Consider the following 14512-nt stretch of genomic DNA (forward strand, 5'->3'; position numbering starts at 1 on the left):
TCCGATCWGTGGTGAGCAAAGCATTGCTCCTGTTCCTGATTCGGGTAGATGCGAAATTTGTAGGCTTTGTTAATCAGCATGACTGTAGTGCGTCCGTCCTAAAAACTATACTATAGGTGTGCAGTTACCGGCAATATGCAGGGCAAGGGTTTAACCGCTATGAGGCAAGATGATATACAGGTCAAGTCAACGCGCCACGCCAAGTATCAATCAGGGCACCACTTTGTCTGGATACCCTTTAAGCGGCGCAAAATCTTTCGAGATGAGGCGATCATTGAGGCCACGAAGCGGTATATCCGAGAGGCGGCGGCGAACAATGACATTGAGATTGACCGCACCCTGATAGACCACGTTCACGTTTTTGCATCATTCCCGCCCAGAATGTCAGCGTCTCAAGTCGTGAACATCCTGAAAGGCTACAGTTCACGGCATCTTAGGATGGAGGTTCCCTGGCTGAAGCAGCTCTACCAAAAAGATCCGCTTTGGGCCAGGTCGTTTTATTGGGGAACCTGTGGCAATGTGTCGGCTCAAACCGTTAAGCGCTATATCGAGGAGTGCCAGGGTTGATCAACTCTGCCGCTTTGCAGCGGCGCGGGAACCATTCTGTATCCCCGACCTGAAGGAAGGGGGTTTATCTGGTTCCCGTGCCCTCCATTTTCTATAAGAAAAAAACCGCGTTGCTGAATAGACGTATGATTTTCGGGTTTGAGTCTTTTGCCGCCCTCACCCTAGCCCTTTCCTTTGGGAGAGGGAACAAGACTCTTAGCTCCCTTCTCCCCAAGGAGAAGGGTTGGGGATGAGGGCAATTCATAGCCACATTCAGCAACACCAAAAAAAACTTTCTTCCCCATCTAGACAGATTGTGCCCATCAAAGCATAGAATTATCCCAATTAAATATTTGATTATCATAGCCATAAATTATGAAAAATTGTCAAATACCGCAGAGCGATCACGAGGTTGATTCATAAGCCCACAGCGATGAAAAATCTCTACATTAGCGAGTCAACATCTAGTCAACAAAAGGGGCAGGAATGCTGGCAAACGTAATTAATCGAGTGCATTTCAGATATTGGCGGGGCGATCTGTTTGGTGGCCTCACCGCTGCCATTGTGGCACTGCCAATGGCTCTAGCCTTTGGGGTGACCTCTGGAGCAGGGGCAACAGCCGGTCTGTACTGTGTCGTATTTCTGGGATTCTTTGCCGCTTTATTTGGCGGTACTCCCACCCTGATTTCAAACCCAACGGGGCCAATGACGGTGGTGATTACAGCGGTGATTACCCGCCTGACGAGTGAGTACCCGGAGCAAGGGTTGGCCATGGCCTTTACGGTGGTGATGCTGGCTGGGGGGTTTCAAATTTTATTTGGCCTACTCCGCCTTGGTAAATACATCACCATGATGCCCTACACTGTCATTTCCGGCTTCATGTCCGGAATTGGCCTGATCATGATTTTGTTGCAAATTGGGCCGCTGCTAGGGCACACGAGTAAAGGGGGCGTGCTAGGAGCCGTGCAGAACCTGCCGGACTTTATTCAGACCATGAACCCAGCAGCGTTCACTCTCGGCCTCTTCACCCTAGCCCTGATTTACTTTACACCACAGCAGCTACGACGCTTGGTGCCCCCTCAACTGCTGGCGTTAGTGCTGGGGACGCTGCTATCGATGCTGTTTTTTGCTGATGCTGGGTTGGCGCGCATTGGCAAAATTCCCACGGGTTTACCGGAGTTTGTACTCCCCACGTTTTCTTTGCCTATGCTGAAAACCATGCTGGTGGATGCTGCCATGCTGGGGATGCTCGGCTGTATTGACTCGCTGTTAACCTCAGTGATTGCCGATAGCATTACCCGCACGCAGCATGATTCCGATAAGGAACTCATTGGCCAAGGCATTGGCAACCTCGTTTCAGGGCTGTTTGGTGGGTTACCCGGAGCTGGGGCAACCATGGGAACCGTAGTGAATATTCAAGCGGGTGGCCGCACCTGTCTCTCAGGCATGATCCACGCTGTCATTTTGTTGATGGTGGTTCTGTGGGCAGCCCCCTTGACCGCTCCTATCCCTAATGCGGTGTTGGCTGGGATTTTGATCAAGGTGGGGATTGACATCATTGATTGGAATTTCCTCAAACGGGCGCATGTCCTTTCGCTGCGAGCCGCCTTCATTATGTATGGTGTGATGCTCCTAACGGTCTTTGTGGATTTGATTGTGGCGGTGGGTGTAGGGGTGTTTATTGCCAATATGTTGACCATCAAGCGGCTGGCGGATCTGCAGTCGGAAGAGGTGAAAGCCATTACCCATGCGGATGATCAAACGCCCCTGACCCCTGAGGAGAAGGAGCTCTTTCGCCAAGGCAAGGGGCAATTGCTGCTATTGCATTTAGGGGGGCCGATGAGCTTTGGGTCGGCGTGGGCGATCTCCCAACGTCAGGCGATTATGGCGGACTATAAGGTGCTCATCCTTGACGTGAGTAGTGTGCCCCTGTTGGGGGTCACCGCCACCCTCGCCATTGAATCCCTCATCGAAGAGGCGCAAAAACATCGGTTAGCTATTTTTGTAGTGAGTGGTTCGGCAAAAGTTCAACAGCGTCTTGAGCGATTCCGAATTTTAGATCGCTTACCTGCGGATCATGTGGTGAGCGATCGCCAGCAGGCTCTAGAGAAGGCCATTCTGTTCTTGGAGCAACCGGAGCAAGTGCTGGAGGCCTCCACCGGTAGCTACGAATAGCGAGAAACCGCTGCATTCCCTTGCAAGTACCACCGCCACGGGATCTCTTGTCCTTGGGAAATGCCAATACGGCGGGTTTGTACAACGGTGCCCACCACCGCTTGGGGAGGTGGCTCAATCCACAGGCCAGTAGCCTCCCCAAGTACGGTGCCAGACAACTGCCGATCAATGGCTAACAGATGACACAGCTTGCCAGGGCCAGCCGCACTGCGCGCAGCTAAGGTGGGGGTGATCATCTCAAGGGCGCGAATCAGTACCGCACTGGCCACTTGGGGGCGATCGCTCACAATATTGAGGCAGTGATGAACCCCGTAGATTTGGTAAACGTAGATCGTACCCGCGGCAGCAAACATGGGGGCATTGCGAGGGGTTTGGCGACGATAGCCATGGCAAGCGGGATCTCCCGCCATATAGGCTTCTGTTTCTACAATGCGCCCACGGTACATCTGGCCATTGGGGTGCCGCCGTACTAACAGGCAACCAATGAGATCAGGGGCTACCTCTGGGGCTGGCCGGGCAAACCACTCCGGATCAAGGGCGATCGCCACCTTTGGAAACTCCGGTTTACAAACAACGCTCCTCCACAAGTAACTCCGCCAGCAACGCATCGCGCAGGTTGTTGTTTAAACCCGTCACCATGTAAAGCATGGCTTCGCGGTACAATCGCTGCACCGTATGGTTCAGCAGCACGGCACTTCCCCCAGTCGTAATCATGGCCGCTTGGGCAGCACGAACCGTCAATTGTACCGCCTTTGCCCGCAGTTTTGCATGGTAAGGCGGATTTAGTTGCCCTAACTCCTGCTGAATGGTGGTGTAAAGGAATTGCCAGCGATCCCACAGGCAAGCATACAACTCCGCAGACTGAGGAAGAGTGGCGAGAACCTGCAAACTGGCGCGGGCACAACCGAGGGGCGCGGCACTGCCTCTGAGCAATTTTTGGTTGTCTCGCTGCTCAATCCAGTTAGGGTCACCGATGCCGACCACATCGTCAGGCGGAACGAACCAGTCAATAACCTCTGCTTGTACGGTTTGGGTTGAGGGCACAGCTGCCAAGGGTAACGGCAGGGTTAAATGCAAAATGCCGCCGCTGGACTGTTGGGCATTCATCAGGGGCAACAGAGCAAATAACGTCTGTTCACCGGGAAGTTCCGCTGCAACGACCACCATCGTCATGTGCTGAAAGCCGCTTAGCCAAGGAATGTTGCCTTTCAAAAGGTAGCCCTGTGGCAGCGATCGGGCTTTCAAGTCCACATGGTTGTGGCGCAGGTGAGAAAAGCCTACGCCAATCAAGGTTTTGCCCAACATCAAATCACTGCAGTAGGCTTGGGCAACGCTGCTATTCGGGTGCTCCAGAATAATACTGAGGGCAGTTTGGTGCTGCGAAACTAAAAAGGCAAGGGCACCGGAGGCCTCGCCAAGCTTGAGTGCTAAATGCCAAAGAATGGAGGGAGGGCATCCCAATCCACCAACGGCTTCTGGGGGAGCTAACCGGAAAATTCCTAACTCTGCTAGGGCTTGCAAGGCACTGGAGAGCAACGATTTTTGCTGATCTATCCGATTGGCATTGGGGGCAACCTCTGTCTCCAGATAGGTGAGAATCTCCTGTAGAAGAGGCTGGGCGGCCTCTGGAGCCGTATCAACAAAAACCGGTTCGTCCATTGGTCGAGCTAGGGATAGGCCAAATGGGCACGGGGATTGTACGATTCTATCGCGTGAAGCTGACGGTACAGTTCTCGCTCAGCATCACTCAATTGGGGAGGCAGAGTAATGATAATTTCTACCAGTTGGTCGCCGCGATCGCCATCGGGGCGGGGATAGCCTTTGCCCGCCAGCCGCAAGCGTTGGCCATTGCGCACCCCTGCCGGGATAGACATTTTCACCCAGCCATCGAGGGTCGGGGCTTCTACCTGACCTCCCAAGGCCGCTTCACTGGGGGTCACCGGCAAGTCACACACAATGTCGTAGCCCTCAAGGCGAAACAACGGATGCGGGGTGACATTAATTTTGAGGTAGAGGTCACCGCCGCCGGTCCCCTGTCCGCGCAGCCGCACCCGCTGGCCTGTGATCATTGCCCGCGGCAGGGTCACTTCTAGGGAGCGGCCATCCCCCAGCCGAATGCGCTCTCGTCCCCCTTCGTAGGCTTTTTCTAGGGGAATTTCTAGGGTGGCTTCAGCGTCGCGGCGGCTCACAGCAGTATAGGCAGTTTTCACTGTCCTAGGTCGAAAATAATCTGTTTCTATAGTAGGGGAACGACGTGGGGGATCCGCAGGGATGGTCGTGGTGCGCGATCGCCGTCCCAAGAGTTGATCTAAAAATTCCTGAAAGTTATCTTCACTCAGGTCAGGATCATCCCTGAGGCTCGTGCCATTACGGCGGTTTGTCGTCCGTTGGGGGGTACGGCTGCGAAACCCCGGCTGTGACCAATATTCGCCGTAGCGATCGTAGTGCTCGCGGCGAGCTGGGTCGCTGAGCACTTGGTAGGCTTCGCTAATGTCTTTGAATTTTTCTTCGGCAGCGCGATCGCCCGGGTTCATGTCTGGATGGTACCGCCGTGCAAGGCGACGGTAAGCCCGCTTAATTTCATCGCTACTGGCGCTCCGATCCACTCCCAAAAGCTGGTAGTAATCTCGAAAATTACGCATCTAGGTTCCTACTTGTCTCTTTCTACCAGTCGTCATCATCCCAATCATCCCATGCCGCTGAGTCACCCCGCTGTTCGTAGCTGCGGCGACGGCTGCTGCGGCTCGGTTGATTCCAGTCCTCATCGGTGTCCTCCAATTCACGGCGGCGATCGCGCCCACGCACAGCCTCTAAGCCTTTGTTCACAGCCTCTTTGAGGTTCGGCAGCTTAAACAGGTCTTCCTCGTCTTCAGCCTCCTCTTCACTGAGGCGCAGTTCACGGACAAAGTCGTACAAGCGCTCCTCAAGTGCAGCATAGGTGAGATCAATCTGGCGATCGTCATCATTGCGGATCCCCTCTTGCAGTTGCCGCACCAAGGCTTCAATGGTGCGCCGCTGATTGGCCGCAAACTGATACCCAAACTCTTGGGCGGCTTCGCGAAGCTGACGCTCGGCACGGTTAATGAGATCCTGAGCACGGTTGCGCTTCTGCACGCGATCGCGGCGTTGGCGATCGCCGGCGGCATTGGCCTCCGCATCCAAAAGCATTTGCTGAACCTCGTCCTCTGCCAAGGTCGACGCCCCCTGAATCACCACGCTCTGCTCGCGGCCACTAAAGCGATCCAACGCCACCACCTGCAACAGACCATTGGCATCGAGGTCAAAAGACACCTGAATTTGTGGCACACCGCGCGGCGCAGGGGGAATCCCGGTCAACTTAAAGCGCCCCAGAGACTTATTGTGCTCTGCCAGTTCGCGCTCGCCCTGAACCACATGAATTTCTACTTGGCTTTGATTATTTTCAGAGGTCGAGAAAATATCGGAACGGCGTACCGGAATCGTGGTATTACGCGGAATCAACACCTTGGTGACACCGCCAATGGTTTCCACCCCTAACGAGAGCGGGGTCACATCCAACAGCAGAATATCCTTCATATCCCCGGCCAAAATCCCCGCCTGAATAGCGGCTCCCACCGCCACGACCTCGTCAGGGTTAACATTTTGGCTGGGTTCACGGCCAATCATCTGACGAACCAGCTCCTGTACCATGGGCATCCGCGTTGCCCCACCCACCAGTACCACCGCATCAATCTGAGAGGGGGTGAGGAGCGCATCCCGCAGGGCTTGCTCTACAGGAAAGCGCAGGCGCTTGAGCAACTCTTGGCTCAAGCTTTCAAACTGGCGGCGACTCAGGGTTGTTTCAATATGTTTAGGCCCCTCAGCAGTAGCGGTGACAAAGGGAAGATCGATACTCGTTTCTTGCAGCCCCGATAGCTCAATTTTTGCTTTTTCAGCAGCATCGGTGAGCCGTTGCAACGACTGGCGATCGCGCCGCAGATCAATTCCTTCCTGAGCTAAGAACTCTTCCGCGAGCCAATCCACAATTAACTTATCAAAATCGTTCCCCCCCAGTTGGGAATCACCACTGGTGGCCTTAACTTCAAACACCCCATCGCCAACATCCAGAATGGACACATCAAAGGTGCCACCCCCAAGGTCAAACACTAAAATGGTTTGCTCCTTCTGGCGATCTAACCCGTAGGCCAGTGCTGCTGCCGTGGGTTCATTGATAATGCGGCGCACATTCAAGCCCGCAATTCGCCCCGCATCACGAGTCGCTTGGCGCTGCGAATCATTAAAATAGGCCGGTACCGTGATGACCGCATCGGTAACTGGCTCGCCTAGGTAGCGACTGGCATCCTCCACGAGCTTGCGCAGCACCATGGCAGAAATTTCCTCCGGTGCAAACTCTTTTTGCAGCCGCGGACACTTGATGCGCACTTTACCCGATTCATCCCGCCGGATAGTGTAGGGCACCCGCTTCAATTCTTGGCTCAGTTCAGCATAGTCACGGCCAATGAATCGCTTCACCCCATAAAACGTATTTTGGGGGTTGAGCACCGCCTGCCGCCGCGCTAATTGCCCCACCAGACGCTCATTATCCTTAGCAAAGGCGACCACGGAGGGAGTGGTACGGGATCCTTCCGCATTGGCAATCACAACGGGTTTTCCCCCTTCCAGTACAGCAACGACGGAATTGGTTGTTCCCAGATCAATGCCAACAATTTTGCCCATGCCGTTTGAACGACTCCGCACTGGTTAGAATAAATGAATAGCGTTATGGTAGCGGATTATTTACCCTTTGTTACGCTTCTTCGATTGTACGAGATCTACTCAAGAGGGTCAGAATCGCCCCTTGCCCCCGCTTTGCGCTCTGCCACCGCTACACCTGAGTCGTCCCTCGTGGTCAAAATTCCTTAGCCTATTGCTGTTTGCTGCCAACTCTGGGGTTAAGATGGCAGGCAAGAGGTTTCAGCGCAAGCATAACGAACTGTTGCTAAGCCTAATTCCGAGAAGGAGATCACCCTATGCTACACCGCAAGCTTTATCAACTCTACACCGATGGCCAAGAAGTCTGGATTTACTTGCGGGATCAACAACGCCTCATTGATCGGGCGCGGATTGTCGATATTGAGGGCAATGTCGTAACCATTCGCTACGAAACTGACGAAGAGGATGAAGTATGTGCATGGGAGGAAATTGTCAATATCGAGAGTATTGGTTCTATTTCCCGTCGCTTAGCGGCGGTTCCACGGGGATATGCTGAACTGGCGGTGGCGGAGGAGTGCCCGGAGGCGGAGCAATTGCCCAAGCAGTCGTCGGAAACAGAACACGAACGCTAGCGTGTCCCAAGGCTGCCCTTGATCTATGCGCTGCGATTCTGTCCCCTTGGCTGATGCCACTGTTACCGATGCCCTCTACATGGAGCGGTGCCTGCAACTGGCCGAGCAGGCGCGGGGGCACACCTCCCCCAATCCGTTGGTGGGCTGTGTAATTGTGGCAGCGCAGCGAATTATTGGTGAAGGATTTCACCCCAAAGCGGGGGAACCCCATGCTGAGGTGTTTGCACTGCGGAGTGTGGCAGCCGGCGATCGCCCCTTACTGACGGAGGCCACCCTCTACGTGAACCTAGAGCCGTGCAATCATTATGGCCGCACCCCTCCCTGCACCGAGGCGATTATTGCCGCAGGCATTCCCCGGGTGGTGGTGGGGATGATTGACCCCGATCCACGGGTGGCCGGATCTGGGATTGAGCGCCTACGGGCTGCGGGGATTGCGGTGACAGTGGGGGTGTGTGAAGCGGCCTGTCAACGGCTCAATGAAGCCTTTGTACATCGGGTGCGTAACGCGCACCCCTTTGGTATTCTCAAGTACGCCATGACCCTTGACGGCAAAATTGCCTCCAGTGCTGGCCATAGTACTTGGATTAGTGGGGAAGCCGCGCGAGCCATGGTGCACCAACTGCGTGCTGAATGTGATGCCATCATCGTTGGCGGCAATACCGTACGGCGGGATAACCCCCACCTCACCTCCCGCCATCCCCATACGCCGCTGCGGGTGGTGATGAGCCGTCATCTGGATCTCCCCCTAGATGCCTACCTGTGGCAAACGGATGCTGCGCCTACCCTAGTTGTTACTACGGCTCCAGCGGATCATCCCCTAGTGCCGCACTTACAGGCTTGTGGGGTTGAGGTGGTTTGCCGGCCAGTGCTCACCCCAACAACGCTGATGAAGGAGTTGTACAACCGCGGGATAATGACTGTGCTGTGGGAGTGCGGTGGTTCCTTAGCCGCAGCAGCGATCGCCGAGGGGATGGTGCAAAAAATCTGGGCGTTTATTGCTCCGAAAATCATTGGTGGTACCAGTGCCCCAGTACCTGTGGCAGATTTGGGTTTTCAGAAAATGAGTGAGGCACTCTGCCTCGAGGAGGTAACATGGCAAACAGTGGGGCAAGATATTCTGGTGAGTGGCTACCTCCCAAAACCTGCTGCACCATAGCCGTTGACCAAGCCTGCTCATGCAAATCATTGCTGCAACCTAGGTTTAGGTTCAAAGGATGATTGCGAGCGTCCATCAACGTAGCGTCGATTCTGTCAGGACTTGCCTATGACACCCAAACCTAGTGCCCAAGAATTGGCCACTGCCTTGCTCGAGGCGCTCAAAATTACTCCCGAAGACTGGCACCGTTTGAAAAACAACCGCCGTGCCCGTGCCCTAGAACAGGTGGCAGCGGGGCTGGTCTATTTGCTCAAGGACGAGGAGACCGAAGCGATCGCCCACTTGCAGCAGGCAGTGGGTTGGCTGGATCGGTCGATTAGCGCACCGCCGTGCCCTACCCATCATCGCTAAGCTAGCGTTGCCACCGCCGCCACTGGGAGACCACCGTATCACTGCCGATATGCAGCAGAGCAGAGAGTTCTAAACCGAGGGCGATCGCCCCAAAAAGGCGCCAGTCTTGGCGTGGGATCCCTGCCAGCAGCGGCTTCACCAGACTTAAACAATTGGCAAGGTGACCCGTTACATAGATTCCCAACGCCAAGAGGGTGATTCCTAGCCCGAACCATAGCCCTAAGTAAACCAAACGAATTAGGGTGCCAAGGATGGGGCCGTGGGTCCAAACGGAACGGTGGCGAAACAGCGTTTGGTAGGGGTGCCATATTCCCCGTAGGATACCCCAGCGATAGTAGGGTAAAGAGGCGGTATCTAGGTCTGGGCTAAGTAAAAAGCCCCCCACCCCAAAACTACTGCTGGCGATCGCCCCCCAGCGCCAATCGTTGGCGAGTGCACTCACTCCAAACCCAATCACAGGCATGGCTATCCAAGTCAGGCGATCGTGGGTGCGGCCACTGGGCATGGGAATTCCTACAGCATCAATCATAAGGGAACTACGGAGGCCAGAGGCGGTCAATGCAGTTGACGAACTCATCGCTCGCGGAATACGTCTAAGTCAACTTAGAGGAACTACGCTGAAATTTGAATCTGCAAAGGGGCAACTGCGCAAATCTAATCGCAGGGTGTGCCAGTTCACAGGCCTGTCCCTATTCGAGTACGCTAAGCAGGTTTCATCTAGCAGCGCAGTCAGTCAAACAAGAGTGTTGTTGTGCCTCGTTGGTGGAGTGATGTGAATGGAGCAACAGTGGCGTTTCTGGCAATCTCAAACCGTGTGGAGCACATTGTGCGGTACCGCAGCCGCTGTTGTGATCTGCCAACCCGCCATGGCCAGCCGCTTATACCTATGGCGACTCAACCCCACCACTAACCAACTGGAGATTCGCACAGAGCGAGCGGTGCAGCCGCGGGCGGAGCTAGTTTATAACCCGACTCGTTTGGTGATTGATTTGCCCGGGGTGGTGCTCGGCAGCCCCCAGGTCAGCCAAAACTATAGCGGTGCCATCCGTCAGGTTCGGGTGGCGCAGTTTGACCCCCAAACGACCCGCATCGTCGTGGAGTACGCCGCAGGCTATACGATCGATCCGCAGCAGGTGCGCTTTCGTGGGGTAGCTGCCAATAACTGGTTAGTCCAACTCCCCCAACCCCAACAGCAAACCAGCACACCTCCAGCACCTGCGCCTACGCCGACGGCACCCTCACCAAGGACGGCAACCCCCCTACAGGTACGCAGTTGGCAAAGCGATGCCACTGGCTTTATGGTGATGACCGATCGCCCCTTGCCGGATGGCAGCTATACACTCCGCCGTCCTCGCCGTAATCGCATTGAAATTTTGCTCAGCAATAGTGAACTGATCCGCAACTTTAACCCGCGCCGCTTAGAACTGCGCCGCTTTGGTCGCGATCGCGTCCGTGCCGAAATTCGCCCCCAGGGTCGGCAAGTCCTGATCACTCTGGAGATTAACCCTCAGGACGGGGACTGGCAAATCACTTCCCGCAACGATGGGTTTGTCATTAGCCCCACCACCACTGCGATTAGCCCGCCAACCCCCTCCCGCCCTAGCGCAATACCCGCTGCCACTGCCCAAACGCCCCTTACAACGATTCAACGAATTGATTTAGGGGGACGAGAGTTACTGATCCAAGGCGATCGCACCGTCTTCTATAGTGTGGGCTGGGAGGGCAACAGCTATCGCATTCGCCTGCGCCAAGCACAGTTAGGCAATATCCGCGAACCACGCTTAGTGCCTGGCAGCCCCCTGAGTGACATTCAGGTACGCCAAGAAGACAACCAGACCGTTACGATTTTGCTGACCCCCGCGCCCAACTTCCGTATCCTTGGCCCGCGGGCACTCTCTGCCGAATCCTTTATCGTCCAACTTCAGGGGGTAGGGGAACCACTACCCAGTGCCACCACGCCCATTCAAGTGCCCCCCACCCCCACGAGCCAATTTCCCAGCCAGCCTGTTCCTCGGGGTCGCTACGTGGTCGTGATTGATCCTGGCCATGGCGGTAGCGATCCCGGTGCTATTGGGATTGGCGGCATTCGCGAGAAAGATATTGTCATAGACATTAGCCAACAGGTGGCTCGATTCCTACAACAACAGGGAGTTCAGGTGATCCTCACCCGCACCAGTGACATTGACCTAGAGCTTGCCCCCCGCGTGAGTATGGCAGAGCAGGCACGGGCAAACGCCTTTGTCAGTATCCATGCCAATGCCATCAGCATGGCGCGCCCCGATGTGAATGGTCTGGAGACCTACTACGCCCCCGGGAAGTCGAGTCGCTTAGCCGCCGCCATTCAAAATAGTATCCTTAGTTCTCTCAATGTGCGCGATCGCGGCGTCAGGGCTGCCCGCTTTTACGTGATTCGCAATACCTCCATGGATGCAGCTCTTGTGGAAACGGGCTTTGTGACTGGTGCTGAAGATGCCGCTAACCTCAGTAATCCCGCATGGCGTACCCAAATGGCGCAGGCGATCGCCCGCGGGATTCTTAACTTTCTCCAAGGACGTTAAACTAGCAGCAAGGAACCCATTGACTGTGGACAAAAATTGATCAATTCAGGTTTGTGAGGTCACTATGTCTTTTCTGCGCTTAGCTCTAATGGTTAGTCCGACCCTGCTGGGGTCGATATTTACGTTCATGGCTGCGGTAAGTCCGGCTCGGGCAGAGTTCGCCACACCGATTCCTGTACCCGCTCCAGACGTTAATGGCTGTCGCCCCAATCCCCATCAGAAATTTCAATTAGTTTGCACTCGTTTAGGGACAGAGGCGACCGTGGTGCAGGCTAGTGGAAATGCCAATGGGATGCCCCCAGCAGTTCTGGAGTTTAGCGAGGAGGAAAGTAACGCGGCGATCGCGCTGTTTGGTTGTGACTGCCCCCTGTGTCTAAACGCTCTGCGGCAAATGCGTGGCCTTCCTCCCCTCAATCAACTGGGCTAGCGGGTCGCTGCAGAGCAATGCAAAACCCCCATAAAATAACTGGTGGGGGTTCTCAATCTATCCGTTCATAGGGTGAAGATTCAGCCGACTAGTAGAGTGCGCGCACCGGTGGTGCTGGCATCGGCGGGGGTGGTGCAAAGAAGATAGGCTGTGGCGGCGGTAATGGCGTTTCTACCGCTAAATTACAGGGATAGGGAGTGCCATACATCGATGTACAGAAAGGACTATCCAAGTCACGGGTACGAATTGCAGGGGCATTAGACTGCTGATACCACGCATCATTAGAGACATAGTGAATGCGGCGACCCCGATTGATGATGTCATTATCGCGGTAGGTTGGCGTGCCAAACACAAACATGGCATCCCCAGCGATCGACTCATCCACCCAATAGTTTTGAGTTCCATCAATGCGCTCAAAAGCTTGGGGAAGCGTAGGACGGGTCACCGGATACATCTGCGGGTTCACAGGTTGGCGACGGCTTTGGGCAGTGGCCGGAGCTACAACTGCCGCCAACATCACCACGGCCACCAGTGGGGCAAATCTTATTCTCATCGGTTACTCTCCAGACAGGTCTAACTTCGGCAACAGTGAGGACTCCTAGACGGGCTGCTAGGCTTTAATCATTTTTGCTTAGGTTTATTCTAAAGTTGCCACTATGGCAAACGCGGTAGTACTGTGCCGCTTTCTTAGCATCTTGGGAAGATGCACCACTGCTCATATCGTTACACTTTGATCGTTGCACTTTGAGTGCAGGTAGAGTCAAAAAAAGCTGGGGGATACCTAATCTCCCAGCCTGCGGATTGTGCCGATGATCGGTAGCAACTACAGCTATCGCCAACCAGCGCGATCCATGATCCGTAGTGCTTCGGCATTATTTCGCCCGAACACTGCGGCGTTCACATTTTGGCCACGGAAATTACCGAACCGTTGAATTATGGGGTGGAGTGGTACCCCAGAACGTACCGGATACTCATAGTTAGCCATCGCAAACATTTCTTGGGCTTTAGGGCTAACCAAGTATTCTAGAAATTGAATGGCTGCTTGACGGTTGGGGGCACCAGCCACTACCCCAGCTCCACAGATATTGACGTGGGCACCACGATTCCGCTGATTTGGGAAAAATAGGGCAACTTTATTGGCGACTTCTTGATCTTCTGGTTTATTAGAGGCTATTAAGCGAGCCAAATAGTAGTGGTTTGCAATTGCCACACTGCCCACTCCGGCAGCACAGGCACGAATTTGATCCGTATCATTGCCTTGCGGTGACCGTGCAAAGTTCTGGACTAAGCCCCGTGCCCACTGCTCTGTTTTTGGGGCACCATGAATGGCCAAGAGTGACCCCGTCAGGGACTGACTATAGACATTGGTGGAGGTGCGGGTGAGGACTTGGCCGCGCCATCGCGCATTAGCCAGATCCTCATAGGTTGAGAGCTGGCTAGGGTTGACCTTTGATTTGTTGTAGATGAGTACTCGCACCCGCCGTGACAACCCAAACCAATGCCCTTGTGGCTCTCGAAGGTTGGCTGGGACAACACTCGTCAATGTGCGCGACTGAACCGGTTGCAAAATACCCGCTTGTTGAGCACGCCACAAACGTCCGGCATCAACGGTAATTAGGACATCCGCTGGGCTGCGACTCCCTTCACTGCGAATCCGCTCGATTAGGGCATCGGCTTCAGCTTCGATGAGGTTGACACGGATACCCGTTTGCTGCGTAAAGCCGTTGTACAGGGCTTTGTCAGTATCATAGTGCCGCGCTGAATAGACGTTAATGACACGACCTGCCTGTGCCAAACGCTCCTGTGCCATGCTAGACTCAGAGCCTTGATTTAGCGCATGGTGAGCAAGGTAAGCTGCTGCCCCCGCTCCCATCCCTAGTAATGCACGGCGGGCAATTTTGTCCATAGTTGAGAATTTCTCCTAAAAATAAAACTGAAGGCCATTGTAGTCTGAGGATCTGCCTTTTTGCAAGTTATTAGCAAGTATGTGACACAA

The 14512-nt window shown here is 54.7% G+C and carries 15 protein-coding genes; 7 read left to right on the plus strand and 8 right to left on the minus strand.

What is annotated here, in order from left to right; genetic code table 11:
- Positions 1-80: helix-turn-helix domain-containing protein (locus L5220_RS02850; RefSeq protein ID WP_499571718.1), on the minus strand; the 80-nt coding region annotated here is incomplete at its 3' end.
- A 79-nt stretch (positions 81-159) separates the two neighbouring features.
- Here L5220_RS02850 and tnpA point away from each other — a divergent pair.
- Together tnpA and L5220_RS02860 are read left to right on the plus strand one after the other, a co-directional pair.
- Entirely contained in the window at positions 160-567 is a 408-nt protein-coding gene (gene tnpA / locus L5220_RS02855) for an IS200/IS605 family transposase (protein ID WP_499571473.1), read from the plus strand.
- Between the two features lie 465 nt (positions 568-1032).
- Positions 1033-2721 (plus strand): SulP family inorganic anion transporter, encoded by a 1689-nt coding sequence (locus tag L5220_RS02860; protein ID WP_499571475.1) that lies wholly within the window; start codon positions 1033-1035, stop codon positions 2719-2721.
- Here L5220_RS02860 and L5220_RS02865 read toward each other — a convergent pair.
- Genes L5220_RS02865 through dnaK form a run of 4 tightly spaced genes read right to left on the minus strand, consistent with a single transcriptional unit; the run spans position 2712 to position 7416 of the window.
- Positions 2712-3269, minus strand: a complete 558-nt coding sequence (locus L5220_RS02865; protein ID WP_499571477.1) for a DNA-3-methyladenine glycosylase — start codon at positions 3267-3269, stop codon at positions 2712-2714. The two genes, L5220_RS02860 and L5220_RS02865, sit on opposite strands and share 10 nt — an antisense overlap.
- Before the next feature lie 16 nt (positions 3270-3285).
- Positions 3286-4380 carry an acyl-CoA dehydrogenase family protein gene (locus L5220_RS02870; protein WP_499571479.1) on the minus strand — a complete coding sequence of 365 codons (1095 nt, stop codon included), beginning with the start codon at positions 4378-4380 and terminating at the stop codon, positions 3286-3288.
- Positions 4381-4388: 8 nt separating this feature from the next.
- Positions 4389-5363, minus strand: a complete 975-nt coding sequence (locus tag L5220_RS02875; protein WP_448524678.1) for a DnaJ C-terminal domain-containing protein — start codon at positions 5361-5363, stop codon at positions 4389-4391.
- Positions 5364-5385: 22 nt separating this feature from the next.
- A complete protein-coding gene (gene dnaK, locus L5220_RS02880; protein WP_499571481.1) occupies positions 5386-7416 on the minus strand; it encodes a molecular chaperone DnaK in 2031 nt (676 codons plus the stop codon).
- A 293-nt stretch (positions 7417-7709) separates the two neighbouring features.
- Here dnaK and L5220_RS02885 point away from each other — a divergent pair, with 293 nt between their 5' ends.
- From L5220_RS02885 to L5220_RS02895, 3 genes are all read left to right on the plus strand, one after another.
- A complete protein-coding gene (locus tag L5220_RS02885) occupies positions 7710-8024 on the plus strand; it encodes a DUF6679 family protein (protein ID WP_448514951.1) in 315 nt (104 codons plus the stop codon).
- 25 nt (positions 8025-8049) lie between these two features.
- The gene (gene ribD / locus L5220_RS02890) at positions 8050-9180 is read left to right on the plus strand and encodes a bifunctional diaminohydroxyphosphoribosylaminopyrimidine deaminase/5-amino-6-(5-phosphoribosylamino)uracil reductase RibD (protein WP_499571483.1); all 1131 of its coding nucleotides are present in this window, start codon (positions 8050-8052) and stop codon (positions 9178-9180) included.
- Positions 9181-9288: 108 nt separating this feature from the next.
- A complete protein-coding gene (locus L5220_RS02895; protein WP_499571484.1) occupies positions 9289-9531 on the plus strand; it encodes a DUF6439 family protein in 243 nt (80 codons plus the stop codon).
- 1 nt (position 9532) lies between these two features.
- On the opposite strand, the gene L5220_RS02900 is transcribed toward L5220_RS02895, so the two are convergent.
- Positions 9533-10060 carry a metal-binding protein gene (locus tag L5220_RS02900; RefSeq protein ID WP_448514949.1) on the minus strand — a complete coding sequence of 176 codons (528 nt, stop codon included), beginning with the start codon at positions 10058-10060 and terminating at the stop codon, positions 9533-9535.
- A gap of 247 nt (positions 10061-10307) precedes the next feature.
- On the opposite strand from L5220_RS02900, the gene L5220_RS02905 reads away from it, so the two are divergent.
- Complete coding sequence (locus L5220_RS02905; RefSeq protein ID WP_499571486.1) at positions 10308-12089, plus strand: N-acetylmuramoyl-L-alanine amidase; 1782 nt, start codon at positions 10308-10310, stop codon at positions 12087-12089.
- 64 nt (positions 12090-12153) lie between these two features.
- Entirely contained in the window at positions 12154-12516 is a 363-nt protein-coding gene (locus tag L5220_RS02910; RefSeq protein ID WP_499571488.1) for a hypothetical protein, read from the plus strand.
- Positions 12517-12604: 88 nt separating this feature from the next.
- Here the strand turns inward: L5220_RS02910 and L5220_RS02915 are convergent, their stop codons facing one another.
- Together L5220_RS02915 and L5220_RS02920 are read right to left on the minus strand one after the other, a co-directional pair.
- On the minus strand, positions 12605-13069 hold the full coding sequence (locus tag L5220_RS02915; protein ID WP_499571490.1) for a hypothetical protein: 465 nt from the start codon (positions 13067-13069) through the stop codon (positions 12605-12607).
- A gap of 276 nt (positions 13070-13345) precedes the next feature.
- On the minus strand, positions 13346-14422 hold the full coding sequence (locus L5220_RS02920) for a Fe(3+) ABC transporter substrate-binding protein (RefSeq protein WP_499571492.1): 1077 nt from the start codon (positions 14420-14422) through the stop codon (positions 13346-13348).
- Positions 14423-14512: the final 90 nt, after the last annotated feature.

The sequence above is a fragment of the Synechococcus sp. PCC 6716 genome (genome assembly GCF_022570815.1).
GTDB classification, from domain to species: Bacteria; Cyanobacteriota; Cyanobacteriia; order Thermosynechococcales; family Thermosynechococcaceae; genus Thermosynechococcus; species Thermosynechococcus lividus.